This is a genomic window from Rhizobium beringeri (assembly GCF_004306515.1).
Taxonomy (GTDB): domain Bacteria; phylum Pseudomonadota; class Alphaproteobacteria; order Rhizobiales; family Rhizobiaceae; genus Rhizobium; species Rhizobium beringeri.
Genome location: NZ_SILG01000001.1, coordinates 4,412,623 through 4,437,873, shown reverse-complemented (window position 1 = coordinate 4,437,873; position 25,251 = coordinate 4,412,623). Strand labels below are relative to the sequence as shown.

Annotated in this window: 18 protein-coding genes, 1 tRNA gene, 2 rRNA genes and 1 pseudogene (1 of these 22 only partly in view); 13 read left to right on the top strand and 9 right to left on the bottom strand. The window is 59.5% G+C overall.

The genetic code is table 11. The features are described from left to right. The first annotated feature begins 2 nt into the window (after positions 1–2). From ELH03_RS22015 to nuoG, 12 genes are all read left to right on the top strand, one after another. Complete coding sequence (locus ELH03_RS22015; protein ID WP_128400097.1) at positions 3–1,466, top strand: monovalent cation/H+ antiporter subunit D family protein; 1,464 nt, start codon at positions 3–5, stop codon at positions 1,464–1,466. Then, positions 1,463–1,717 carry a hypothetical protein gene (locus tag ELH03_RS22010; RefSeq protein ID WP_128400096.1) on the top strand — a complete coding sequence of 85 codons (255 nt, stop codon included), beginning with the start codon at positions 1,463–1,465 and terminating at the stop codon, positions 1,715–1,717. Before ELH03_RS22015 ends, ELH03_RS22010 begins: the two co-directional genes overlap by 4 nt. Next, on the top strand, positions 1,710–3,470 hold the full coding sequence (locus tag ELH03_RS22005; protein ID WP_130659374.1) for a Na(+)/H(+) antiporter subunit D: 1,761 nt from the start codon (positions 1,710–1,712) through the stop codon (positions 3,468–3,470). The genes ELH03_RS22010 and ELH03_RS22005 overlap by 8 nt, the downstream gene beginning before the upstream one ends. An 8-nt stretch (positions 3,471–3,478) precedes the next feature. Next, complete coding sequence (locus ELH03_RS22000; RefSeq protein ID WP_128412371.1) at positions 3,479–4,954, top strand: NADH-quinone oxidoreductase subunit M; 1,476 nt, start codon at positions 3,479–3,481, stop codon at positions 4,952–4,954. Continuing rightward, entirely contained in the window at positions 4,951–6,408 is a 1,458-nt protein-coding gene (locus ELH03_RS21995; RefSeq protein ID WP_128400094.1) for an NADH-quinone oxidoreductase subunit N, read from the top strand. The genes ELH03_RS22000 and ELH03_RS21995 overlap by 4 nt, the downstream gene beginning before the upstream one ends. Before the next feature lie 134 nt (positions 6,409–6,542). Continuing rightward, a complete protein-coding gene (locus ELH03_RS21990) occupies positions 6,543–6,908 on the top strand; it encodes an NADH-quinone oxidoreductase subunit A (RefSeq protein WP_017961916.1) in 366 nt (121 codons plus the stop codon). After that, positions 6,896–7,399 carry a NuoB/complex I 20 kDa subunit family protein gene (locus ELH03_RS21985; RefSeq protein WP_017961917.1) on the top strand — a complete coding sequence of 168 codons (504 nt, stop codon included), beginning with the start codon at positions 6,896–6,898 and terminating at the stop codon, positions 7,397–7,399. The genes ELH03_RS21990 and ELH03_RS21985 overlap by 13 nt, the downstream gene beginning before the upstream one ends. Next, entirely contained in the window at positions 7,396–7,932 is a 537-nt protein-coding gene (locus ELH03_RS21980) for an NADH-quinone oxidoreductase subunit C (protein WP_062945014.1), read from the top strand. The genes ELH03_RS21985 and ELH03_RS21980 overlap by 4 nt, the downstream gene beginning before the upstream one ends. Before the next feature lie 29 nt (positions 7,933–7,961). Next, on the top strand, positions 7,962–9,176 hold the full coding sequence (gene nuoD, locus ELH03_RS21975; protein ID WP_128400093.1) for an NADH dehydrogenase (quinone) subunit D: 1,215 nt from the start codon (positions 7,962–7,964) through the stop codon (positions 9,174–9,176). Between the two features lie 17 nt (positions 9,177–9,193). Continuing rightward, positions 9,194–9,703: an NADH-quinone oxidoreductase subunit NuoE gene (gene nuoE / locus ELH03_RS21970; protein WP_128400092.1), complete on the top strand. Its 510-nt coding sequence runs from the start codon at positions 9,194–9,196 to the stop codon at positions 9,701–9,703. A gap of 4 nt (positions 9,704–9,707) precedes the next feature. Continuing rightward, positions 9,708–10,970: an NADH-quinone oxidoreductase subunit NuoF gene (nuoF, locus tag ELH03_RS21965; protein ID WP_128400091.1), complete on the top strand. Its 1,263-nt coding sequence runs from the start codon at positions 9,708–9,710 to the stop codon at positions 10,968–10,970. 30 nt (positions 10,971–11,000) lie between these two features. Continuing rightward, positions 11,001–13,580, top strand: coding sequence for an NADH-quinone oxidoreductase subunit NuoG (gene nuoG, locus ELH03_RS21960; RefSeq protein ID WP_130766642.1), 2,580 nt, complete (start codon positions 11,001–11,003; stop codon positions 13,578–13,580). 75 nt (positions 13,581–13,655) lie between these two features. On the opposite strand, the gene ELH03_RS21955 is transcribed toward nuoG, so the two are convergent. Genes ELH03_RS21955 through nuoH form a run of 3 tightly spaced genes read right to left on the bottom strand, consistent with a single transcriptional unit; the run spans position 13,656 to position 15,721 of the window. Continuing rightward, entirely contained in the window at positions 13,656–14,096 is a 441-nt protein-coding gene (locus tag ELH03_RS21955; RefSeq protein ID WP_018243737.1) for a CBS domain-containing protein, read from the bottom strand. A gap of 46 nt (positions 14,097–14,142) precedes the next feature. Next, positions 14,143–14,709: an NADH-quinone oxidoreductase subunit I gene (locus tag ELH03_RS21950; RefSeq protein ID WP_017961924.1), complete on the bottom strand. Its 567-nt coding sequence runs from the start codon at positions 14,707–14,709 to the stop codon at positions 14,143–14,145. 10 nt (positions 14,710–14,719) lie between these two features. Beyond that, complete coding sequence (nuoH, locus tag ELH03_RS21945; RefSeq protein ID WP_130659370.1) at positions 14,720–15,721, bottom strand: NADH-quinone oxidoreductase subunit NuoH; 1,002 nt, start codon at positions 15,719–15,721, stop codon at positions 14,720–14,722. A gap of 430 nt (positions 15,722–16,151) precedes the next feature. Here nuoH and ELH03_RS21935 point away from each other — a divergent pair. After that, positions 16,152–16,845 (top strand): annotated as a pseudogene (locus ELH03_RS21935) (ROK family protein); the annotation flags it as partial. A gap of 103 nt (positions 16,846–16,948) precedes the next feature. Here ELH03_RS21935 and ELH03_RS21930 read toward each other — a convergent pair. The 6 genes from ELH03_RS21930 to ELH03_RS38785 all read right to left on the bottom strand — a co-directional run. Next, entirely contained in the window at positions 16,949–18,943 is a 1,995-nt protein-coding gene (locus ELH03_RS21930; protein ID WP_130766641.1) for a glycosyltransferase, read from the bottom strand. Further along, positions 18,925–20,157: an HlyD family secretion protein gene (locus ELH03_RS21925; protein WP_128400087.1), complete on the bottom strand. Its 1,233-nt coding sequence runs from the start codon at positions 20,155–20,157 to the stop codon at positions 18,925–18,927. The genes ELH03_RS21930 and ELH03_RS21925 overlap by 19 nt, the downstream gene beginning before the upstream one ends. Before the next feature lie 479 nt (positions 20,158–20,636). Next, positions 20,637–21,826, bottom strand: a protein-coding gene (locus ELH03_RS21920; RefSeq protein ID WP_130766640.1) for an IS3-like element ISRle4 family transposase whose coding sequence is annotated in 2 segments (ribosomal slippage) — positions 20,637–21,577 and positions 21,577–21,826 — 1,191 coding nt in all. Because the reading frame shifts where the segments join, the coding sequence is not laid out codon by codon here. A 273-nt stretch (positions 21,827–22,099) separates the two neighbouring features. Further along, positions 22,100–22,176, bottom strand: a tRNA-Met gene (locus tag ELH03_RS21915). Positions 22,177–22,301: 125 nt separating this feature from the next. Then, a 5S ribosomal RNA gene (gene rrf / locus ELH03_RS21910) occupies positions 22,302–22,416 on the bottom strand. Positions 22,417–22,635: 219 nt separating this feature from the next. Beyond that, a 23S ribosomal RNA gene (locus ELH03_RS38785) occupies positions 22,636–25,251 on the bottom strand (it continues 184 nt past the right edge of the window).

The window sequence follows — 25,251 nt, the reverse complement described above, 5'->3', positions numbered from 1 at the left end:
GCTTGGACCCGGTGATATCGATCCGGCCGCTACTTGCCGTCGCCGTCGCGGGCCTGGCGGCCCTTGCAGTTCTTCTCCTGAACAAGCGCGAGAAACTCCGCGATATCGTCTCGCCATTGGCGGCAATCGCCATGTTCGCAATTGTCGTCTCGATGGCGCCCACGGTGCTGGCGGGCGGGACGGTCGAATTGCGCCTGTTTGAGGTTCTGCCGGGGATTGACTTGGCTTTCCGGGTCGATGCGCTCGGCATGGTGTTTGCCACCGTCTCGTCGCTGCTGTGGATTGTCGCGGCGATCTATTCCATCGGCTACATGCGGCACTTGAACGAGCATGCGCAGACCCGGTTCTTCGCCTGCTTTGCCGCCAGTCTCGCGGCAGCGGTCGGAGGCGCCTTCGCCGCCAATCTGTTCACGCTGGTGATCTTCTACGAGATGCTGACCCTCGTTACCTATCCGCTCGTTTACCACCACGAAGACGAAGAGGGATGGACGGGCAGCCGCAAGTACCTGGTCTATTTGATGGGAGCGTCAAAGAGCGTGCTTCTCGCCGCGCTGGCGCTGACCTACCACATTGCGGGATCGCTCGACTTTGTCACGGGGGGCCTGCTGGCAGGGAGCGATGCTTCGGCGGCGCTGCTGACAGTCGTCTATTTCTGCTACCTCTTCGGCTTCGCCAAGGCTGCGGTGATGCCGATGCACGCATGGCTGCCTGCCGCGATGGTGGCGCCGACACCGGTCAGTGCGCTCCTGCATGCCGTGGCCGTGGTCAAGATGGGCGTGTTTTGCGTGCTGCGGTTGGTGTTCCATGTGTTCGGCACGGGGCTGGTGGACGGGCTAGGACTGGGCATCGCCACGGCCTATCTGGTCTCGTTCACGATTCTGATGGCGTCGGTCTACGCCCTGACGCGGGACGACCTGAAGGCGCGGCTCGCCTATTCGACGGTCAGCCAGCTCTCCTACATCGTGCTGGGCGCGGTTCTGCTCTCGCCGGTCGCGATGGTCGGCGGGATCATCCACATCGCGGCGCATGCATTCTCAAAGATCACACTGTTTTTCTGCGCCGGGTCGATCTATTGCGCGTCTGGCAAGCGCAACATCAGCGACATGGCTGGTATCGGCCGCCGGTTGCCCTGGACGATGGGGGCGTTCTTCGTCGGCTCACTCAGCATGATCGGCGTGCCACCGACTGCGGGGTTCGTGAGCAAGTGGTATCTGGCGCGAGGCGCGGTGGAGGCGGGGGAAATCGCGTTCCTGATCGTGCTCCTAGCGAGTTCGGTCCTCAACGCCGCTTATTTCCTGCCGGTCAGCTATGTCGCCTTTTTCGGGACGGAGGCGCAAGGGAGCCCGGCAACGGTCCGTGAAATTCCGATGGTGACGATCCCGCTAGTTGCGACCGCCATCCTGTCGGTGGCGATGGGCATCTTCCCCGACTATTTCGTCGCCTTGGCGGAAGGAGTTGTCAGGTGATAAAGCGCGTGGTCGATTTCTTTGGCGACGGAAAGTATGCGACCGAACGGCGTCGGCTTTTCTATCTGGTGCTCGTCCTGATCGTCATCGCCGACTTCCTGGTGCCGCGCGAACACGCCGAATACCTCTGGGACCGCCTGCCGGGCTGGTCGGCCGTCTACGGCTTCTTATCCTGCGTGCTGCTGATTTTCGTTTCCAAGTTCTTCGGTCATCGGGCTGGGCTCATGCGGCGCGAGGACTATTATGACTGACTTCGTCCATCCCGCCCTGCTGTTCATTCTCGGTGCCCTGCCGATCCCCTTTCTGAACGGGTCGATCCGCAAGGCCTATCTGCTGCTGATCCCGATACTTGCGATCCTCACCGTGCTCACGATGCAGTCAGGCAGCTACGGCGCGGCATCGTTCATCGGGCAGGAAATCCTCATCGCGAAGGTCGACAAGCTGAGCATCGTCTTCGCAACGGTCTTCACCATTATGGCGCTGATCGGAACGGTCTACGCTCTGCACCTGACGCGCCCCGGCCAGCATGGCGCTGCGTTCGTCTATGTCGGCAGCGCGCTTGGCGTGGTTTTCGCCGGCGACTACCTGACCTTGTACCTGTTCTGGGAAGGCATGGCGTTTGCCTCTGCCTATCTGGTTTTCGCCCAGGGCGGCCGGCAGGCGGTTGCCGCCGGTTTCCGCTATCTCATGGTCCACATCACCGGCGGCGTCGTTCTGCTCGGTGGCGTCATTCTCCACGGGCTCGCCACGGGTTCGCTGCTCCTCGGCCCGATCGAGGGGGGGATGGGTGTCGGCGCCTACCTGATCCTTGCCGGGTTCATGCTCAACGCCGCGGTGCCGCCCCTTAACGCCTGGCTGACTGATGCTTACCCGGAGGCGACTGTCACCGGGGCGGTGTTTATGAGCGCCTTCACCACGAAGACCGCCGTCTATGTCCTGGCGCGGACGTTTCCGGGGACCGAGCTTCTGGTTTGGCTCGGCACCGCAATGGCGCTTTACGGTGTCATCTACGCGGTGCTGGAGAACGACTGCCGGCGGCTGCTCGCCTATCATATCGTCAGCCAAGTGGGCTACATGGTGGCGGGTATAGGCATCGGCACCGAGATGGCAGTGAACGGCGCCTCCAGCCACGCCTTCGCGCATATCCTCTACAAGGCACTGCTATTCATGGGCGCAGGAGCGGTGATCCACGTGACCGGCCGCCGCAAGCTCACCGAACTTGGCGGGCTCTACAGGACCATGCCGATAACGGTGGCGCTCTATATGGTCGGCGCCTTCGCCATCTCGGCGTTTCCGTTCTTCTCAGGCTTTGTCACCAAATCGATGGTGATTGCCGCCGCCGGACAGGATCATCGGGCGCTGGTGGTGGTGGCGTTGACGATGGCGTCGTCGGGGACATTCCTGCACACGGGCCTGAAGCTCCCGTATTACATGTTTTTCGGCGTGGACCGGAAACTGGAGGCGCGGGAGCCGCCGCGCAACATGCTGGTTGCGATGGGCATGGCGGCGGTGCTCTGCATTGCGATCGGGGTATTCCCGCAGCCGCTTTACGCTCTCCTTCCCTATCCGGTCGACTTCGAACCCTATACGGGCGTCCATCTCACCGAGAGCCTCAGCTTGTTGATGTTCACCGCACTGGGATTCGTGCTGTTCCTCAGGGCGCTCGAGCCCGAGAACACGATCAGCATCGACACCGACTGGTTCTACCGCAAGGGCGCGCGGCTCTTCATGTGGTTCGCCGAAAAACCGCTGGCGCGCTATGAGAAGGCGGTAAGCAACGTGTCCGAGACAGCCGCGCTACCCTTCCTGCATGGGACGGCACGGGCGGGACTGTGGATCGATCTCACCGGCGTGGACGCCGTCGTAAACGGCGTCGCCCGCTCGATCCTGCGCGGCGGCGGGCGGCTCCGGCGGCTCCAGACCGGCGTCGTGACCCATTACGCGCTGGCGATGATCGCTGGTGTGATCGCAGCCGCCGTGGTCTTCGCCGTGGTATGGCGGTAGGGGGCGCGATGGGATTGCCGCTTCTGAGCTTCATAATTTTCACGCCCGTCGCCGGGGCAGCGGTTCTGATCTTTCTCCGCGGCGACGATGCGGTGCGCTGGACAGCGCTGGGTGTCACAATCTTCGACCTCGCCCTCTGCATCGCCATGCTGGCCGGATTCGACACCACGACCCACGAGATGCAGTTCACAGAGAAGCGCCCTTGGGTGCCCGCGCTCGGGATCACTTATGCGCTTGGTATCGACGGGATAAGCGCGCTCTTCGTGTTCCTGACCGCGTTGCTGGGTTCGATCTGTGTGCTCGCCTCGTGGGTTGCGATCGACCGCAAGGTGAAGGCGTTTATGGTCAGTCTGCTCTCCATGCAGGCGCTGATGCTGGGGGTGTTCTGCGCGCTCGACCTGTTCCTGTTCTACGTCTTCTGGGAGGCGATGCTGATCCCGATGTACCTGATCATCGGCGTCTGGGGCGGCGACGGCCGGATCTATGCGGCGTTCAAGTTCTTCCTCTACACTCTGGCGGGCAGTGTCCTGTTCCTGGTCGGTGTCATCGTGCTCTATTTCAACGGCGGCGAGACCTTCGACATCCTCGCGCTGACGGCGCAGGATTTGCCGTTCCCGGTCCAGTCCTGGCTGTTCTTCGCCTTCCTGATCGCCTTCGCCGTCAAAGTGCCGATGGTGCCGGTCCATACCTGGCTGCCGGACGCCCATGTACAGGCGCCGACGGCAGGCAGCATCATCCTTGCAGGGGTGCTCCTGAAGATGGGCGCCTACGGGTTCCTGCGGTTCTCGCTGCCGATGCTGCCGGAGGCGTCGGTATATTATTCGACACTGATGCTTTCGCTTTCAGCGCTTGCGATCGTCTATGGCGGGTTGCTCGCGCTGGCACAGGACGATCTGAAGAAACTGGTGGCCTATTCCAGCATCAGCCACATGGGCTTCGTGACCATGGGGATTTTTGCGCTGAACCTCCGCGGACTCCAAGGAGGTATCCTGCAAATGTTCAATCATGGCGTGACGACGGGCGCCCTGTTCCTGTTCGTCGGCTTGATTTACGAGCGGACCCATACCCGCAGCATCGCTGATTATGGCGGGCTGATGAAGGCAGCACCCGTCTATACCGCGTTTCTTGCGCTGTTCACTCTGTCGTCGATGGCGCTGCCGGGAACGAATTCGTTCGTCGGCGAATTGCTGGTCCTGTCGGGCGGGTTTGCGGCCAACCTGGCCATCGGCGCGGCCGCCGTTTTGGGCGCGTTGCTTGGCGCGGCCTATCTGCTTGGCATGTATAGGAAAGTCGCGCTTGGTCCGGCCAGCGTCGGCGTCCGGTTCAAGATACGCGACGTGAACGCCCGCGAGCTGGCAGCGACCCTGCCGCTGGCCGTCTTCGTGCTGTGGGTCGGGCTCTATCCGAAGCCCTTTCTCAATATCATGGACGCTTCGGTGGAACATCTGCTGGTGCAGGTGCATGCCAAGGGGAGCGGCCAATGATTGTCGCCGCACTTTTCCAGTCGGCTCTCGCAAGCCTGCCCGAGATCGTGGTGATTACTGGAGCCTGCATCCTGCTGATCCTGGGACAGTTTTTGCGCAAGGGGCAGAAGTATTTCCTTGTCTGGGCTTCCGTCGCGGTCGTGCTGATTGCCGCCTTGGCGACACTGATGCTGGCGGGAGAAGTGCGGCCGGCCTATACTGGCATGTTCATCGCCGACCGCTTCGCGGTCTTCTTCAAGTTCGTGTTCTACATAGCCACCATTCTGACATTCCTGCTTTCGCGGAAATATGCCGAAATCGAAGGGATCGGGAGCAGCGAATACTATGTCCTGCTGCTTTTCGCCCTTTCGGGAATGATGATCATGGCCTCGGCGACCGATCTCCTGTCGATCTACGTGGGCCTCGAGCTGATGGTGCTTTGCACCTACGTGCTGACCGGCTTTCTGCGGCGCGAGCGGCGATCGAACGAAGCGGCGCTGAAATACGTAATCCTTGGTGCGGTCTCGACCGGAATTTTCCTCTACGGCGTTTCGCTGGTCTACGGGCTCACCGGCACGACGCAATTGGACGGTATGGCTGCGGCCGTGACCGGCGCTCCGCGCGACCCCGGCTTGCTGCTGGCGGTGGTCTTCATCGTCGCGGGGCTGGTCTTCAAGGTCGGTGCGGTGCCGTTCCACATGTGGGTGCCGGACGTCTATGAAGGCGCGCCGACGACGATTACCGCCTTCATGTCCGTGGGGCCCAAGGCGGCGGGGTTCGCGGTGATCCTGCGGGTGTTCCTCAACCCTCTGGTCGCAACCTCCAACGTTTGGATCATCGTCGCGGTCATTGCTGTGGTGACGATGGCGCTAGGGAGTTTCGTTGCACTGGTGCAGGATAATTTCAAGCGCCTGCTGGCCTATTCCAGCATCGCCCATGCCGGGTTCGCTCTTTTCGGCGTGGTGGCCGGCGGGGCGGACGGGATCGCCAGCGTGATGATCTATCTGCTGATCTACTCGCTCATGAATCTCGGCATTTTCGGCATCGTCATCCTGATGCGGAACGGCGATTTTTCCGGCGAGGTTATCGAAGACTATGCGGGTCTCGCCAAGTCGCATCCGGGGCTGGCACTTCTGATGCTGCTCTATCTGTTCTCGCTGGCCGGCATTCCGCCAACGGCCGGGTTCTTCGCCAAGTTCTACGTGCTGGTCGCGCTCGTCGAGCGAGGGTTCGTCATGCTGGCGGTGATCGCAGTGCTGCTGAGTGCTGTTGCCGCCTACTTTTATATCCGCATCGTCATGGTGATCTACATGCGCGAGCCGGAAAGGACGTTCGACCCGGCGCTGACGCCCTTGGTGCGCGCGACGCTCGCCTTCACTGCTGCCGGCACCATCGGCATCGGCCTCTTTCCCGCATGGTTTTTAAGACTTGCCCAGCATTCCGTGTTGGCGGCTGACCGATTGAATTTGCAATGATCTGTCCGACGGAATAAACTCAAAGCTCAAGAAAGGATTGCCCAAGTTGCTTCCCGGGGCGACCGCATTACGGTCCTGAACAGGACGGTCGCGGCCTGAGGAAAGCTCTCAGTGGGTAACCGGTGCAGTGCGATATGGCTGCGATGGAATTCTTGCCGGTTCTTTTTATGATCGTCGGAGTCGTTCTGGTGACGGGGGCGACGCTTTTTGTCTCCTCGCTGCTGCGTCCGTCCAATCCCTATCCCGAAAAGAACATGCCCTATGAGTGCGGCATGGACGCCGCGGGTGAGGCCGCCGCGGGGCGCTTCAGAGTGCCGTTCTTTATCCTTGCGATCCTGCTGGTCGTCTTCGATGTCGAGACGATGTTCCTCTTTCCCTGGGCCGTCGTCCTGAAAGACATCGGGCTGGTCGGTTTTGTCGAGATGTTCGTCTTCATATTGCTGCTTCTTGTGGGCTTCGCCTACGCCTGGCTGAAGGGAGCACTCGAATGGGAGGCGTAAACAACGCGATCCGCGACAGCGTGCTGTTCACCACGGCCGAGAGCGTTATCAACTGGAGCCGAAGCTCGGCGCTGTGGCCCGAAACTTTCGGAATTGCCTGCTGCGCCATCGAGATGATCTCGGCGGGGTGCGCCCGCTATGATCTCGACCGGTTCGGCGTGGTGTTCCGGCCATCGCCCCGCCAGTCCGATGTGATGATCATCGCCGGCACAGTAACGCGGAAGTTCGCGCCCGTGGTGCGCCGCCTCTATGACCAGATGCCGGAGCCCCGCTGGGTCATCGCCATGGGCACCTGCGCTATCTCGGGCGGGGTCTACAACACCTACGCGGTGGTGCAGGGAGCGGAAACCTTCGTGCCGGTGGACGTGCATGTGCCCGGCTGCCCGCCGCGGCCCGAGGCGCTGATGCATGGATTCCTGCTACTTCAGGAGAAGATCAAAAAATCCCGAGCACTGGCCGGGACTCCTCTGGATCGGGTTGCAGCGTCATGAGTGTGGAGACGCCCCTCATCCGCACTACGATCACGGAGCGTTTCGGCGAGGCAATCGACGATCTTGGCTTCGCGCATGGTGTACATGCCTTCGCCGCTCCGCCTGACATGATCGTCGAGCTTTGCCGGTTTCTGAAGGAACACCCGGCGTTGCGGTTCAACTTCCTGTCGGACATCTGCGGGGTCGATCATTTTCCTGAGATGCCACGCTACGAGACGGTGTACCACCTCTATTCGCTACCGAACAAATGGCGCGTTCGCATCAAATGCCGCCTCGCCGATCCGCCGCGGGTCCCGTCGGTGACGGGGGTCTGGCGAACCGCCAATTGGCATGAACGCGAAGCCTGGGACATGTACGGGATCAGGTTCGAGGGCCACCCCGATTTGCGCCGGATCTACATGTGGGAAGGGTTCGAGGGCTTCCCGCAGCGCAAGGATTTTCCGCTCCGTGGCTACAAGGACAAGCTGAACCCGTTTGGCGCCGAAGGCACGCCGCCGACGCAGCCCGACCTCGCCACCAAGAACATTCCATAAGGGAGGCCGCTCCACGCCGGGAACTTAAAATGACCGAAGTCACCGAACTGATCAGCCCGCAAGGCGAAGCGTTCGACACCAAGGAGGTGCTTCTCAATCTCGGCCCCCAGCACCCCAGCACGCATGGGGTTCTTCGGCTCGTCCTAGAATTGGACGGCGAGTACGTCAAGCGCGTGGATCCACACATCGGCTACCTCCATCGCGGCACCGAAAAACTGGCGGAGAGCTTCACCTACACCCAGATTTTTCCGCTCACCGACCGGCTCGACTACCTCTGTCCACCGTCGAACAACCTCGCCTTCGCGCTGGCGGTGGAGAAACTCCTCGGCATAGAAGCGCCGATCCGCGCACAATATATCCGCGTGCTGATGGCCGAGCTGGCGCGGATCTCTGGCCATGTCCTGATCACTGGCGCGCTGCCGATGGACCTCGGCGCCATGACCGCCCTGCTCTACGCCATGCGGGAGCGCGAAATGATCATGGACCTGTTGGAAATGATCAGCGGTGCGCGCATGCACACGTCCTTCTGCAGGGTCGGCGGAGTGCGCGAGGACCTGCCTGACGGTTTCCTTCCCAAGATCAGGGAGTTCTGCGACGTATTCCCGAACCGGATCCGCGACTATGAGCGGTTGCTCGAAAACAACAGGGTGTTCCTGAAGCGCACGCAGGGGATCGGCGTGATCTCCGCCGAGGACGCCGTCGATCTTGGCCTGAGCGGTCCGAACTTGCGCGCTTCGGGCGTCGACTGGGACATCCGTCGCGACGAGCCCTATGAGATCTATGACCGGCTCGACTTCAAGGTCATCACGCGCGACGAGGGCGACTGCTATGCGCGCTGGCAATGTCGGGTCGAGGAAATGCGCGAGAGCGTCCGGATCATCGAGCAATGCCTCGACCAGATGCCCGAGGGGCCGTTCCAGATCGACATGCCGACGATCGCCTTTCCGGTGGACAAGCATCGGGTGCATTGCTCGATGGAGGCGCTGATCCAGCATTTCGACCTCTCAGCCTATGGCTTCAAGGTGCCGAAGGGCGAGGTCTATTCGGCGATCGAGGCGCCAAAGGGCGAGCTCGGCTTCTACATCATCAGCGACGGGTCGCCAAAACCGTTCCGCATGAAGGTGCGGGCACCCTCGTTCGTCAACCTTCAGGGGCTGTTCGGGGTCACCAATGCCCGCTATCTGGCGGACATGATCGCCGTGCTCGGCAGCCTCGACCCCGTGATGGCCGAGGTGGACAAATAGCAGGAGATTTGGACGCGATGACCATGCGCGAAAAGATCGAAGAGGCAGCAGCGCGGTATCCCGACCAGCGCTCGGCGATCATGCCAGCACTTCGGATCGCGCAGAGGGAGCATGGGCATCTGCCTGGTCAGGTGCTGGAAGAGGTCGCCGACATTCTCCGAGTCGAACGGATCTGGGTTTACGAGCTGGCGACCTTCTACACACTCTTCCATACCGAGCCGGTCGGCACGTTCCACCTGCAGCTCTGTGACAATGTTTCCTGCATGCTGTGCGGAGCCGAGAATCTGCTGAAGCATCTGGAAACGGCGCTGGGGATCAGCAAGGGCGAGACCACGGCGGACAGGCTGTTCACGCTTTCGACCGTGGAGTGCCTCGGTGCCTGCGAGATGGCTCCGGTGATGCAGGTCGGCGACGATTACCACGGCGCCCTTGATGTCGCGAGGATCGACGCGCTTCTTGACAGGTTGCGGACTGAGGCGGGGCAAGCGACAGGTGTCGATCTCGCCGCCACACCGCCCGGAGAGTAGCGCCATGTTCGAGCCGGTTCTTCTCAAGAATATCGACGTGCCGGACGGTCATTTGCTGTCAACCTACGAAGCCGGCGGAGGCTACCAGGCGCTGGCCAAGGTGCTGCGCGAATACACGCCTGACGAGGTCGTCGAGCTTGTCAAACGGTCCAATCTGCGCGGTCGAGGCGGCGCCGGATTCCTGACGGGCATGAAATGGAGTTTCGTGCCGAAGCAGTCGGGCAAGCCGAAATATCTCTGCTGCAACGCCGATGAGGGCGAGCCGGGCACCTTCAAGGACCGGATCCTCATGGAGCGCGATCCGCACCAGCTCATCGAGGGGCTGGCGGTAAGCGCTTACGCGATCGGGGCCGAAATCGCCTATGTTTACATCCGCGGAGAATATGTGACGGCGATCCGTCACCTTGAGGAGGCGATCGCCGAGGCTCACGCGAAGGGTTATCTAGGATCGCGCATTCTAGGCTCGGATTTCAATTTCACCGTCCACATCCACTGCGGCGCCGGCGCCTATATCTGTGGCGAGGAGACCGCGATGCTCGAGTCCCTCGAGGGCAAGCGGGCGCAGCCGCGATTGAAGCCGCCCTTTCCGGCCGTGGCCGGGCTCTACGCCAGCCCCACAGTCATCAACAATGTCGAGACGCTCGCTTGCGTGCCGCATATCGTTGTGCGGGGGCCGGACTGGTTTCGGGACATCGGCCCGGATAAGAGCCCCGGCCCGAAGCTCTACTGCGTTAGCGGGCAGGTGTGCAAACCCGGCCTCTACGAGTTGCCGATGGGCATACCGCTGCGCGAACTGGTCGATCACGCCGGCGGCCCTCCACCGGGGCGCAAGATCAAAGCGGTGATCCCCGGCGGTGTATCGGCACCGGTCATCCCGGAGCATGGGCTGGACGTGGGTATGGATTTCGACTCGCTGGCTGCCGCCGGCTCGATGCTCGGTTCGGCTGGCGTTATCGTGATCGACAACTCCACCTGCATGGTCAAGGTCGCTACGCGGATCATCGAGTTCTTCCACCATGAGTCCTGCGGCAAGTGCACGCCCTGCCGAGAAGGATTGAACTGGGTCGTGAAGGTCTTGCGCCGGATCGAGGCCGGGGATGGCGCACCCGGCGATCTGGAGCAGTTGGACATGCTCTGCAAAGGCATTTTCGGCAATACGTTTTGTGCTTTGGGTGATGGCGCCGCGATGGGATTGCGGGCAGCCCTTAAGCATTTCCGCGAAGAGTTCGTCGCCCATGTCGAGGAACGAAGGTGCCCGTTTCACTGAAGGATTGCGTGGCACAGATTGCGAGGAAGTATGGCTAGCGTTACGATCGATGGGCAAATACTGGAAGTCGAGCCCGGTTCGACGGTGCTGCAGGCTGCCCAGCATTTGAGTATCGATATCCCGACCTTCTGCTATATGAAGCGCCTGCCGGCGCTGGCCTCCTGCCGCATGTGTCTGGTCGAGATCGAGGGGCTGCGGCGGTTGCAGCCGTCCTGCGCCACCACGGTCACCGACGGCATGGTGGTGCGGACGAACACGCCTCAGATCGAGGAAACGCGCTCTTCCATGCTCGACATGCTGCTCGCCAACCACCCCCTCGACTGCCCGATCTGCGACAAGGGCGGCGAATGCGAGCTTCAGGACATGGTGATGGCCTACGGGCCCCGCAAAAGCGAGTTCCACGACCCCAAGCGTGTGTTCCACTCGCAGGACATCCGTCTCAGCCCCGTCATCATCATGAACGTCAACCGCTGCATCCAATGCCAGCGCTGTGTGCGGATGTGCGAGGAGGTCGTCGGCGCGGTGGCGCTGGGCACCGTCGAAAAAGGCATGGATACCGCCGTCACCGGCTTCGAGGGCAGTCTCGCAAGTTGCGACCAGTGCGGCAACTGCGTCGAGGTCTGCCCGGTCGGCGCGCTGATGAGCTTCCCCTATCGCTACAAGGCCCGCCCCTGGGATCTGGTCGAGACCGACACAGTCTGCCCGCATTGTGGCACCGGTTGCCAGCTGACGGTGGGCACGCGCAAGGGTGAGTTGATGCGGGTGCGCTCGAAGTGGGACGAGGGTGTGAACCGCGAAACGCTCTGCGTCCGGGGACGCTTCGGTCTCGATTTCGTCACCAGCCAGGACCGGATCAAGCGGCCGATGATCCGTCGTGACGGCACCCTGGTGCCGGTTTCCTGGGACGAAGCGGGCGACTATCTGCGCCGACGGCTGTCGGCCGTCGAGGGCAAGGCAGCCGGCGGGCTGGCCTCACCGCGACTGCCCAACGAGGTGCTCTATCAGTTCCAGAAGCTGTTGCGGACGGTGTTTCGGACCAACAACATTGACTGCTCTTCTCGCTGGTCCGCGCCCTTCGATACGCTCGGCCCGCTGGTGGGAGGGTTCTACAGCCGCGCACCGCTGGGCGACGTGATCGGCAACGACTGTATCCTCATCGTCGGCGGAAATGTGACCGAGGAGAACCCGGTCACCGAATACCTATTGCGGGATGCCGCGCGGCGGCGGCAGGCTGGATTGCTTATGCTCTCCACGCGGCCATCCCGTCTGGACGCCGATGCCAGGGAGGTGGTTCGCGTACTGCCGGGGGGAGAGGCGGCGAGTATTGCGGCGGTCATAGCCGGACTCGTGACAGCGGCTGGTCAGGCCTTGCCTGCCAGCGCTCTTGCGACCATTGAAGCAACAATCGAGAGGTCCGCGGCGGATGCCCCCAGTGATGGGCCGGGTCGTCTGGCGACCGCGCTCAAGGAAGCCGGCAGCGTCACCGTGCTTGTCAGCGTCGATCTCCTGAGATCACCCGACGCGCCCGTGACGCTGCAGCAGATCAACAACCTGCTGCAGCTTCTCCGCCGGCTCGGCAAAGGCCCGGCGATGCAATTCCTCTTCGACCGTGCCAACCAGATGGGCGCCTGGGACATGGGGGGTCTGCCAGCGGCTCTGCCGGGGCTGCGGCCGGTCGCCGATGATGCGGCGCGCGCAACTCTTGCACGGAACTGGGGCGCCGAAATCCCGTCTGAGCCGGGCGCGGGTCTCGACGCCATGCTGGAACTCTGCGTCGGCGGGCGGATGGGTGCGCTCTACATTGCCGGAACCGACCCCCTGATCAGCTATCCCGACCGGGCGCTCGTACAGCGGGCGCTTGGCGCCGCCGATCTCCTGATCGTCCAGGACGCCTTTCTTACGGACACGGCCGGGCTGGCCGAGGTCGTCCTGCCCGCGGCGGGTTACGGCGAAGAATCTGGCACGTATACCAACAACGAGGGCCGGATCCAGAAGGTTCGCAAATTCCGTGAGCTCGTTTTCGAGGCGCGAGGCAATCTGGCGATCTTCGACTTCATCGCAGCGCTCCGCAACCAGGTGCTGCAGCCTTCGACGCAAGGCGAAATTTTCGATGAGATTGCCCGGCTGGTTCCGGGCTATCAAGGATTGACGCAGGACGGGCTTGGCGCCGACGGCGCATTCACCAAGGCGGTGCCAACACCACCGACTGGCGTGTTCCTTGCGCCGCCGCCCGTCCCGATAGCCGCCGACCGGCTCATGCTGATCACCGGCGACTGCCTGTTTCACAACGGATATCTTTCCGAACGGTCGGACATCCTGAACACGCTCGCCAACGATCCCTATGTCGCAATGAGCGCGCAGGATGCCGCACAACTTGGCCTTTCGGATGGCGATCAGGTGATCGTGCGTTCAGCCCAAGGCGAACTGACGGCACAGCTCAAGGTCGACAGGCAGTTTCCCAAGGGCCTCGTCTTCATTCCGGAAAACTATAGAGCCTTGCGTCTCAACAGCCTGCTGCGGCGGGGCGAATATCCATGCGCGGTGGAAGTCCAGAAGGCGCATGCCACTCTTGAGGTCGACCGCCCAGGCCGGATCTGGCGTGGGGTCTGAAGATTTGGGGTCGGGGCACCGCAAGGCTCCGCGGCAAGCTGCCCGCCCCGGCGTCTTCACATCGAGTTGGCGGCGTCAGTGATACCTGGTCCCGCATATGTAATCCTGCAGATCCTGCTCTGTACGCTGCGCTTCGTCGAGCCTGTGTTTAACCACGTCGCCGATGCTGACCACGCCGACAACGTCGCCTCCATCCGTGACCAGCACATGGCGCGTACGCCGCTGGGTCATGATCCCCATCGCGACGGGCAGCAAATCCTGTGTCGAACACGTCGCCACATTGCGGTTCATGATGTCCGCGACCCGCTTTGCCGCCGCCTCGGCCCCGTATTCCGCCACCGCATTGCAGCAGTCCCGCTCCGACAGCGTACCGAGGTATTTGCCGTTCGATCGCCTGACGACGACGAAGCCGATATTGTTGTCTCGAAACAGCCGCAGTACCTCCACCATCGTCTGATCGGGAGCAACTGCGATGACACCGACACCCTTGTTTTTCATGATTTCACCGACAAACATCTGAGCCTCTCTTTCCGAGCGCTTCGGTTTGACAGCTGGCGCGCGTTCATGTTCGCCGGATATTCCGCCACCAGTTGTAGCCCTGCGTCTCTTTCGTCTCGACAAGTACGTCCTTCTTCGTATTCAGGCGCGCGGCAACCACGCCGCCGCCGGTTGCCGCCTTACCCGGCTTGGCAAGCAGATCATCGCGCCCGATCACAAGGTCAGCTGAGGAAAAACTCGAGAATTCGTATTGTTGGCCAAGCGCGATCGCGTCCGCCGGGCAGGCGTCCTCGCACAGCCCGCAGAACAGGCAGCGGGCCGTGTCGATCTCGAATTTGGCCGGGTGCCGCTTGCCCTTCTCGTCCTCGTAGGGGACGACTTCGATACAGTCGCAGGGACAGATCCGCGCGCAGAGTTCGCAGGCCACGCACTTGATCTCGCCCTCTTCATCACGCGTCAGGAAGTGATGCCCGCGATAGCGGGAGTAGGGCAGCCACTTTTCCTTGTCCGGATACTGCATGGTCACGGATCTGGAGAACATGTAGCCGAAGGTCAGAGCCAAGGCGCTCGCCAGATCGGCAAAGAACGCCCAACCAATCCATGTTCCAACTCTGTCCTGCGCGCGCGACATCGCCGCCTCGCTACGGAGCCGCTACGACCCCTAAAAGTACACCGGTTATAATTATGTTCGCCATTGAAAGAGGAAGCAAGACTTTCCATCCGATCGCCATCAGTTGGTCGTAGCGGTAGCGGGGGAAAGTGAAGCGGAACCAGATAAACACATAGACGAAGAACGCGATCTTGAGCACGAACCACAGGAGCGGTGGCAAGGGAATCAGAACTCCGTTCCAACCGCCGAAGAACAGGATCACCACCAGGACCGACACAAGCAATACGATGGCATATTCGCTGACCATGAAGAAGGCAAAGCGGATACCGCTGTATTCGGTATGGAACCCGGCCCCCAGATCACCCTCCGCCTCCCCCAGGTCGAAGGGAATGCGCTGCGCTTCGGCGAGCCCGGCGACGAAGAACACGAAGAATCCGACCGGTTGGTAGACGATGTTCCAGACATCGGCCTGCGCCCGCACGATCTCGAGCAGGCTCATGGATTGCGCCAGCATGACCACGCCGATGACCGCGAACCCCATCGGGATCTCGTAGCTGATCATCTGCGCGCAGGTCCTGAGGCTGCCCAGAACAGCGTACTTGCTGTTGGAGGCCCAGCCGCCGAAGATGACGCCATAAACCTCGATCCCGATCACCGAGAAAACAAAAAGGAGCGCCACATTCATGTTGGAGACGTAGAGCGTGATCTCGTGGCCAAGGACCGAGACAGTTTCGCCGAAGGGGATCGCGACGAACACCACAAAGGGCGGGGCGAGCGCCAGGATTGGCGCCAGTTTGAACAGGAACCGGTCGGCCTCGGCCGGGATGTGATCCTCTTTGGTCAGGAGCTTGATTCCGTCCGCCACCGGCTGCAACAGCCCGTGCCATCCCACGCGCATCGGCCCCATCCGCTGCTGCATGTGCCCGGCGATCTTGCGTTCCAGCCAGGTTAGCGGCAAGGGTAGCAACAGCAGGATCGCAATCAGCAACGCGACCTTCAAGACGATCAGGCCAAGGGCGACGATAAGTTCCATGATCCCGGCTACTTATTCATCGGGTTGAAGCGCACGACCGGACTTTGGCTCCGGCTATATAATGAGCACTGCGCGCACTTGTCAGACTACATGGTACAACGGCGACGCACCTCATACAATGCCGTCGCAGTTATGTCGTCGCTGGCTATGATGTGTCCGGGCTCGGGACGTTTTGAGACGAGTGGTTTCGCTGTGCAAGATGAAAGCTTCGCGTTTCCGCCGGTTGCACCGCGCCATGTGTATTTGGGAAGATTTGGTTGCGGGGCCAGGATTTGTTGTTTTCTGTCCCGCTGCGTCGGCTTTGCCTTCTTGCAGGCCCCTGATTAGGCATTAAACCCTCGACCCGTTACCACACAAAAAGCCGCCCTAGAGGCGGCTATTTGTGTGGTTGCGGGGGCAGGATTTGAACCTGCGGCCTTCAGGTTATGAGCCTGACGAGCTACCGGGCTGGCGTGAAGTCCCCCCTCGCGCGCCTTCTTCAGGACCGGTTGAACCTGCCTGCGCGGCTGGAGAATGATGCCAACGCCGCCGCTCTCGGCGAATGGCGTTTCGGCGCTGGCCGCGGCACGGCCTCGCTGGTGTTCGTCACCGTATCGACAGGTATCGGCGGTGGGGTGATCTCCGATAACAGGATCGTGCATGGGCGCCGCGGGCTCACAGTGAAATCGGCCAATGCCATCACGAACGAGAGCGAACGATGCCATTGCGGGGCGGTGGGCTGCTTCGAGGCGGTGACGTCGGGCACGGCCCTCGGCCGGCATGCGATGGCTCTGACAAAGCCAGGCGACGGCTCGGCGTTGCGAACGCTGTCCCACGACAGGGAGGTGACGGGTCGACACGTTGTCGAGACGGCGCGCGGCGGTGACGAAGCGGCACTTGGGCTGATTGACAGGGAAGCCCACTGGCTGGGCATCGGCTTTACCAATCTGCTCCATCTCTACTCGCCCGACACGATCGTCATGGGCGGTGGAATTTCCCACGGCTATGATCCCCTTCGCAAACCGCTCGAGGCCACCATCCAGGAACGAGCGATGCCCGCTTATCGCGACGTGCCGGTTGTGCCGGCGCAACTCGGTAGGCATGCCGGCTTGATTGGCGCCGCAAGCCTGATCTTTCTCGATTGAGAGATACCCGAAATACTCACGCAGGTTCGGCTGAGATCAGTAAGCTTCTTGACCGCTTGCCGACCTGGCGATTGGCCGACTGCCGGGCCGAGAAACACCTCGCTCAAAGCGTCCGGGTCCGACCGAATGTCCGAAGCAGGAGGTTGATCGAGACAGCGACTTTGTCAATGTCACGAACGTCCTGGGAGTAACGCCCGGTATAAAGTTTCACGATCATTTTATCGCGGAGCGAACCGCTAAGATCGAAAAAGAGGTGCAGGTAGAAGGCCTCCTTGTCGCCTAAGCGAGCAAGGCTCCTTCGTCTTTGGGTGACCGTCCTTAGTTCGGTTTTGAAGGGCGAAAAACCCTCGAGCGACAGCGTGACATCGGCGGATGCAAAGCGCGTCTCCGGCGGCACGGCAACGACTGCCTTGTCGAGCGCCAGACTGACTATGCGGCCGGAAACACCGTCGACGTGAACCGCTTCGTCAAGTTTGAACGCATCGAAGAGCCGTCGCGGTTTCTCGAAGCAGATCAAGGACGCAATAGCGAGAACGAGAATGTTGATGCCCGACCAGCAAACCGCAATCGGCGAGAACTGCGCCTCGATATGGGAGGTCTCAGGCACAATATTGATGACAAGACCGATGGCCGTCGCCACTATCAACGCCGCTATCCAGGCAAGGCTGTATCCATCAAATCCGATCGCCTCGTTGCCGCTGCCCTTCGGGGTCACCCTGAATGGCTTGCCGAAGGGACGCACCACACTGGAAATAACGGTTGGCAACATCCGAAACGTCGAAAAAGCCCCGACGGCACTCGATACGACGGGCAAATACCGGGTCGGCGTTATCCAGAGCATCAAAAGGAAATAGGCCGTCAGCAACGGCACCTGATGGGAGATATAGTCCGCAGCGTTGGTGAAGTAGAGCGGCAGCAAGCCGAACCAGAGATATATGATCGGGATGATCAATATCGTAAAGCGCACCAGATACTGCACCAACCACGACAGCGGAAGGAACATGATGCGTTGAAAAAGTGACAGACCAGGTCCGCGCAGTGGGCCGTTGTGAAGATAGAGTGTTTGAATTCCCCCCTGACACCAGCGCTCGCGCTGTACAAAATAGCCAGTCAGATTCTCAGCGGCCAATCCCATCGACAGGCGCTCATTCAGGTAACGGGTCTTGTAACCCTTGTTGAGCATGGAAAGGGTGGTCAACAGATCCTCTGTGATGGATTCCGTTGGAAACCCGCCAATCTCATCGATCGCCTTGCGTCGCGCGATTGAGCATGACCCACAGCAGAAACTGACGTCCCAGATATCTCGGCTCGGTGCAATTTCATCAAAGAACAAACGCTGCTCGTCCGGCCAGATATTTTCGAGACCGAGATTTGTTTGCACCGGATCGGTATTGAAGAAATGCTGTGGCGTTTGAACGATGCCGATGGTCGCATCGGAAAAGAAGGGAAGCGTCCGGCGCAGGAAGTGACCATAGGGCACGAAGTCAGCATCGAATATCGCGATGAAGTCGCCGGAGCTGACCTTCAGACCATTGTTCATGTTGCCGGCTTTGGCATGGCTGTTGTCGGGCCGCGTGACGTGGATTGCTCCCTTCTCCTCACAGTACGCCTTGAGCCAATTACGACGCTGATCGTCGAGCACGAAGACTTTCAGCTTGTCTTGCGGATAATCGAGCGCAAGCGCCCCTATGATCGTTCGTTCCAGGACGTCGAGCGGCTCGTTGTAGGTAGGAATGAACACATCCACCGTGGGCAATTCATCCTCGTCACCTCTAAAGAAGTCTGGCGCGAGCCTGTCCGCTTCTGCGCTCCGGTCCACGTATCGACTCATCAAAACCAGGAAGAGCACGACTTCGAAGAACGCGAGAATTTCTATGATGAACAGAAACCAGACCCAGTAGAAGTTGAGGCCATTGTTAGGATAAGGAAGTACCGTCTCGAATAACCGCCAGAGTATATAGCGCAATGCAATGGCGCCAACGACCACGCATGTGATTGCGCGCGTCGAGCTATGGTTACGCGACCAGTTGAAAGGTCCAAGCAAAAAGAACGCCAAAACCGAAAATGTCGGAGCCAGTGCTATGAGATACTGAACCACAGGCTCTCTACCCAGTTCCATATGCGGATGTTAGGTTTGGGAAGGCGCACCTGAACAGAACGCCCCACCTGACAAAAGTTCGCATAATCTGTATTGAGAGCGGAGGGAGCCAGACCCACGCGTATTCGATCGTTGCGCTTGGTTGTTTCGGGCTGATTGGCTGCCAGCGTGTCCTTCTCGGCGACCGCGGAGCTGCCTCTTACCGATAGGACAACACCTTTGAAGGCCTCGCCTCCGCCCAACAAGCGCACCTCTGCGGTAAGGCCAGGATAAATCTCTTGGTAATCGACCTCCGGAACAAGAATATCGACGAAAAGATCGCTGCAATCGAGGATGCGCATCAGCTCGGTATTGAGGATGACGTTCGAGCCGTTGACGATGTTGCTACTCCACACGACTCCGTCGAAAGGTGATGGATCTGATGCCGAAGTGAGACTACGGACGCGGTTTTCCTCCTCAATCAGCTGCATTTGCACCTGTGCGCCCCGTGTTTCGTTTTCGGCGATGCGCGTGTCGAGATCGCTGATACGAACGATGACCTCATCCTGTCGCTGGCGAGAATAGGGCACGTCGTTCTGGCCGCCACCGAAAACGAAAACACCCTTGCGAACGGCTTCCAGCTTTTGTTCGAGCTGGGCTACGGTCAAACCACTGATTTCGAGTTCGCCCCCCGCCGCTTCCCAGGCGGCTCGGGCGGACTCGACCATCTTGGTGGACAGGATACCCTTCGCCTCAAGCGCCAGCCGCCGGTCAAAGTCGACTTGCGCGACATTGTCCTGCGCCTTGGAAACCTTGACCCGTTTGTTTAGAATTTCAACTTGTCGCTCCAAGTCGGCAACGGTTGTGCGCGTAAAGACTTCCATGCGTGCACCCAATTGATCACGAAGCCGTACAAGCTCATCGCGTTCCCGCTTTAGCGCCGCAACATGTTCGACAGCAGTCATGTGGTCGGCCTGCAGCGAAGTCAGTATTGCGCGGTTCACGCGGGCGTTGTGTATCAAGGCGAGCGGCGCTCCTGCCAACACGCGCGCACCAACTTTTGGGGGTGTTTCTGCGACTTCGCCGTCGATAGGAGCGTTCACGATCGCAAATCGCGCATTGACTGTACCGTCGAGACTTGTGAAGCCAGTCAGGCCGGGCAGCAAAAGAACGATCGCAAGCGCGAACAGTAATATGCCGACCAGAATACGGGTAATGCGGTGGTTCCAGATCATTAGCAATTCCAAAATCATCTACCGCAAGGCACTCGTGTGAGGCTTGCGCAAATGCAACTATATCTTGTAGAGATGTAGGCGCACCATGGCCATAGACAAGGGGACGAGCTGGCTGCGCTCGATATGTTCGGTAAAATGTCGCAATAAGGCTAACCTGGGATTAGCTATGTACTGCAGCGGAGGCTCGTTTTGTATGATGATGGACCGTGCCGACGCCCACCAAACGCACGAAAGCCCTCCTTGAGGGAGAGCTTTTCGTATTGATCGTGTCTATGAGGAAATTTGGTTTCTAGGGCAGGCTTTGGCCCGTTCGGGTCTTAAAACAGTCCAGTGGACTGTTCGCTGCCCGCGGAGCGGGCTGCTCCACGAGGAGTGTTTTGATTTTTGGAAGGAAGGTTTGGTTGCGGGGGCAGGATTTGAACCTGCGGCCTTCAGGTTATGGTCCGCAGGACGAGGAGCTATGACCTTGCCCCCAAGTTTTATCCAGTTTTGAGTTCGCTCCAGCGGTTTTTGGTTGCTGTTGTTGGTTCGGTAGCGGCGGGTTGCGGTGCGGAGCCATTTCGGCTGCGCAGCACCGCATCACGTCGCGGGTTGAGTGTCTGAGCGAATTCGGCCGGTGTCAGCCAGCCAAGGCCTGAATGCGGGCGTTGATCGTTGTAATCGCTACGCCAGTTTGAAAGCGCAGACCGGGCGTGAGCAAGCGACGAGAACAGAGTTTCATTCAAGAACTCGTCTCGCAGCCGCCCGTTGAAGCTTTCGATAAAAGCGTTCTGGATCGGCTTGCCAGGTGCAATGTAATGCCAGTCAACCTTGGTCCGGTCCGCCCATTGCAGGATCGCGTTGCTGGTGAACTCGCTGCCGTTGTCGCTGACGATCATCCTCGGCTTGCCGCGCTCCTCGATAATCCGGTCAAGCTCCCGTGCGACGCGAAGACCGGAAAGCGATGTATCGGCGACGAGCGCCAGGCACTCCCTCGTGCAATCATCGACGACGGTCAGAATCCGCAACCTGCGCCCATCGGTGAACTGATCCGACACGAAGTCTAGCGACCAGCGATCATTGGCCACCATCGGCACCAGCATCGGCGCTCGCGTGCCTATCGCTCGCTTGCGACCGCCGCGCTTGCGCACCGTCAGTTTCTCCTCCCGATAGAGCCGGAAGAGCCTCTTGTGGTTCACGAGGTGACCCTCCCGCCGGAGCAGCACATGAATGCGTCGATATCCGAAGCGGCGACGTTCATGCGCCAACGCCTTCATTCGCTCGCGAAGCTCATGATCATCGTCGCGCCTGGTCTCGTAACGGACCGTCATTCGGCAAAAACCAATGGCTTTACACGCCCGCCGTTCGCTCATCTCATGATGGCTCATCAGATGCGCGACAGCTTTCCGCTTGGCCGCGGGCGTCACCACTTCTTTCCCAAAAGGTCTTTCAAGGCAGCATTGTCGAGCATCGCATCCGCCAGAAGCCGCTTCAGCTTCGTGTTCTCGTCCTCAAGCGTCTTCAGCCGCTTGGCCTCGGACACCTCCATGCCGCCGTACTTGGCCTTCCATTTATAGATGCTGGCATCGCTGACGCCATGCTTGCGGCAAAGCTCCGAGACCGGCGTGCCTGCCTCGTACTCCTTCAATATGCCGATGATCTGTTCATCTGTGAAACGATTGCGCTTCATCCTCTGGTCCTCTCAATGGGCCAGAGCTTATTTCAAAATGGATTATTTCAACGGGGCAAGGTCAGCTACCATCGCCAGGGAAAGCGAAGCTTTTCCGCCAGCGATAAGAAGGTAGTTGCTGATCTTTAGAGAGGAAGGTTTGGTTGCGGGGGCAGGATTTGAACCTGCGGCCTTCAGGTTATGGTCCGCAGGACGAGGAGCTACCATCGCCAGGGAAAGCGAAGCTTTTCCGCCAGCGATAAGAAGGTAGTTGCTGATCTTTAGAGAGGAATTTGGTTGCGGGGGCAGGATTTGAACCTGCGGCCTTCAGGTTATGAGCCTGACGAGCTACCGGGCTGCTCCACCCCGCGCCATGTGCAAATCGCTGGGATTTGCTGCAGTATTATAACACGAAAGGCCGCTTTGTGAGCGGCCCTTTGTTTCGGCTTTGGGCCGTTGTCTGTGAATGAGAAGATTGATTAGTTGCGCTTTGCAGACCTGGCAGCGACCTACTCTCCCGCGTCTTAAGACGAAGTACCATGGGCGCAGGGGCGTTTCACGGCCGTGTTCGGAAAGGGAACGGGTGCAGCCACCCCGCCATAACCACCAGGTCGGCAAAGCGCAACTATATGTTTTGAGAAGCTGGCAGGCGTTAGCCTGTTTTCTTTTTGAACACGTCTTTCGATCTTTTCCAGCTGCGGATGCTTGTGGCACCCATACAGGCCAGAGGCCGTCGCCAATCGTTTGGCGGGCCGTCCGCAGCGCCATTGGCGCGTCAGGACAAAGGTCTGGCTTCATCGAACTTTGTTCGATGAGCATAGTCAATGAGAACGATCAAGCCGATCGAGCTATTAGTACCGGTAAGCTTCATGCGTTGCCGCACTTCCACACCCGGCCTATCAACGTGGTCGTCTTCCACGGCTCTGATAGGGAATACTCGTTTTCAGGTGGGTTTCCCGCTTAGATGCCTTCAGCGGTTATCCCGTCCATATATAGCTACCCTGCTATGCCCTTGGCAGGACAACAGGTCCACCAGAGATATGTCCATCCCGGTCCTCTCGTACTAGGGACAGATCCTGTCAATATTCCTACACCCACGGCAGATAGGGACCGAACTGTCTCACGACGTTCTGAACCCAGCTCACGTACCGCTTTAATTGGCGAACAGCCAAACCCTTGGGACCTGCTCCAGCCCCAGGATGCGATGAGCCGACATCGAGGTGCCAAACAACCCCGTCGATATGGACTCTTGGGGGTCATCAGCCTGTTATCCCCGGCGTACCTTTTATCCGTTGAGCGATGGCCCTTCCACGCGGGACCACCGGATCACTATGACCGACTTTCGTCTCTGCTCGACTTGTCAGTCTCGCAGTCAGGCGGGCTTATGCCATTGCACTCGACGACCGATTTCCGACCGGTCTGAGCCCACCATCGCGCGCCTCCGTTACTCTTTCGGAGGCGACCGCCCCAGTCAAACTACCCACCATACACTGTCCCGGACCCGGATAACGGGCCGCGGTTAGACATCCATGACGATAAGGGTGGTATTTCAAGGATGGCTCCACGGAAACTGGCGTCCCCGCTTCAAAGCCTACCACCTATCCTACACATGCCGACACGAATGCCAGTGTAAAGCTATAGTAAAGGTGCACGGGGTCTTTCCGTCTGACCGCAGGAACCCCGCATCTTCACGGGGAATTCAATTTCACTGAGTCTATGTTGGAGACAGCGGGGAAGTCGTTACGCCATTCGTGCAGGTCGGAACTTACCCGACAAGGAATTTCGCTACCTTAGGACCGTTATAGTTACGGCCGCCGTTTACTGGGGCTTCGATTCAAAGCTTGCACCTCTCCTCTTAACCTTCCAGCACCGGGCAGGCGTCAGACCCTATACGTCGTCTTGCGACTTCGCAGAGCCCTGTGTTTTTGATAAACAGTCGCTACCCCCTGGTCTGTGCCACCCCATCTTACTTGCGTAAAATGGGGTCACGCTTCTTCCGAAGTTACGCGTGCAATTTGCCGAGTTCCTTCAACATAGTTCTCTCAAGCGCCTTGGTATACTCTACCTGACCACCTGTGTCGGTTTCGGGTACGGTCTATACGGTGGAGCTATTTCCTGGAACCGCTCCGCTGCCCATCCAATCCAATTAGAATGAACAACTTGTGCAATCCGTCACTACCACCAGGCCCACGAATATTAACGTGGTTCCCATCGACTACGCATTTCTGCCTCGCCTTAGGGGCCGGCTAACCCTGCTCAGATTAACTTTAAGCAGGAACCCTTGGTCTTTCGGCGAGAGGGTCTCTCACCCTCTTTATCGTTACTCATGTCAACATTCGCACTTCCGATACCTCCAGGAGCCCTCACAGGTCTCCCTTCATCAGCTTACGGAACGCTCCGCTACCACTTGCGATTGCTCGCAAATCCTCAGCTTCGGTGCATGGCTTCAGCCCCGTTACATTTTCGGCGCAAAGACCCTTATTTAGACCAGTGAGCTGTTACGCTTTCTTTAAATGATGGCTGCTTCTAAGCCAACATCCTGGTTGTTTTGGGATCCTCACATCCTTTCCCACTTAGCCATGACTTGGGGACCTTAGCTGGAGGTTAGGGTTGTTGCCCTTTTCACGACGGACGTTAGCACCCGCCGTGTGTCTGCCGAGTAGTACTCCCCGGTATTCGGAGTTTGGTTAGGATCAGTAAGACGGTGAGTCCCCATAGCCCATCCAGTGCTCTACCCCCGGGGGTATTCGCTCGACGCTCTACCTAAATAGATTTCGCGGAGAACCAGCTATTTCCGAGTTTGATTGGCCTTTCACCCCTAGCCACAAGTCATCCCAATCTATTGCAACAGATGCGGGTTCGGTCCTCCAGTTGGTGTTACCCAACCTTCAACCTGCTCATGGCTAGATCACTCGGTTTCGGGTCTAATGCAACAAACTAAATCGCCCTATTCAGACTCGCTTTCGCTTCGCCTACACCTACCGGCTTAAGCTTGCTTGTTACACTAAGTCGTTGACCCATTATACAAAAGGTACGCCGTCACCCTTGCGGGCTCCGACTGTTTGTAGGCATCCGGTTTCAGGTTCTATTTCACTCCCCTTGTCGGGGTGCTTTTCACCTTTCCCTCACGGTACTTGTTCGCTATCGGTCATGCACGAGTACTTAGGCTTGGAGAGTGGTCTCCCCATGTTCAGACAGGATTTCTCGTGTCCCGCCCTACTCTAGGACAATCATGATATCTACGCGTACGGGGCTGTCACCCACTACGGCCGCACTTTCCAGAGCGTTCCACTTTAATCACAATTGCCACTGGCCTGGTCCGCGTTCGCTCGCCACTACTTGCGGAGTCTCGGTTGATGTCCTTTCCTGCAGGTACTTAGATGTTTCAGTTCCCTGCGTTCGCTTCTTACACCCTATGTATTCAGGTGTAGATACCTTATCACAAT

What these genes read in the sequence shown, in the direction of transcription:
- ELH03_RS22005 (WP_130659374.1), top strand. Translation starts at nt 1,710, where the DNA reads ATGACTGACTTCGTCCATCCCGCCCTGCTGTTCATTCTCGGTGCCCTG.
- ELH03_RS22000 (WP_128412371.1), top strand. Translation starts at nt 3,479, where the DNA reads ATGGGATTGCCGCTTCTGAGCTTCATAATTTTCACGCCCGTCGCCGGG.
- ELH03_RS21995 (WP_128400094.1), top strand. Translation starts at nt 4,951, where the DNA reads ATGATTGTCGCCGCACTTTTCCAGTCGGCTCTCGCAAGCCTGCCCGAG.
- ELH03_RS21990 (WP_017961916.1), top strand. Translation starts at nt 6,543, where the DNA reads ATGGCTGCGATGGAATTCTTGCCGGTTCTTTTTATGATCGTCGGAGTC.
- ELH03_RS21985 (WP_017961917.1), top strand. Translation starts at nt 6,896, where the DNA reads ATGGGAGGCGTAAACAACGCGATCCGCGACAGCGTGCTGTTCACCACG.
- ELH03_RS21980 (WP_062945014.1), top strand. Translation starts at nt 7,396, where the DNA reads ATGAGTGTGGAGACGCCCCTCATCCGCACTACGATCACGGAGCGTTTC.
- nuoD (WP_128400093.1), top strand. Translation starts at nt 7,962, where the DNA reads ATGACCGAAGTCACCGAACTGATCAGCCCGCAAGGCGAAGCGTTCGAC.
- nuoE (WP_128400092.1), top strand. Translation starts at nt 9,194, where the DNA reads ATGACCATGCGCGAAAAGATCGAAGAGGCAGCAGCGCGGTATCCCGAC.
- nuoF (WP_128400091.1), top strand. Translation starts at nt 9,708, where the DNA reads ATGTTCGAGCCGGTTCTTCTCAAGAATATCGACGTGCCGGACGGTCAT.
- nuoG (WP_130766642.1), top strand. Translation starts at nt 11,001, where the DNA reads ATGGCTAGCGTTACGATCGATGGGCAAATACTGGAAGTCGAGCCCGGT.
- ELH03_RS21955 (WP_018243737.1), bottom strand. Translation starts at nt 14,096, where the DNA reads ATGTTTGTCGGTGAAATCATGAAAAACAAGGGTGTCGGTGTCATCGCA.
- ELH03_RS21950 (WP_017961924.1), bottom strand. Translation starts at nt 14,709, where the DNA reads ATGTCGCGCGCGCAGGACAGAGTTGGAACATGGATTGGTTGGGCGTTC.
- nuoH (WP_130659370.1), bottom strand. Translation starts at nt 15,721, where the DNA reads ATGGAACTTATCGTCGCCCTTGGCCTGATCGTCTTGAAGGTCGCGTTG.
- ELH03_RS21925 (WP_128400087.1), bottom strand. Translation starts at nt 20,157, where the DNA reads ATGATCTGGAACCACCGCATTACCCGTATTCTGGTCGGCATATTACTG.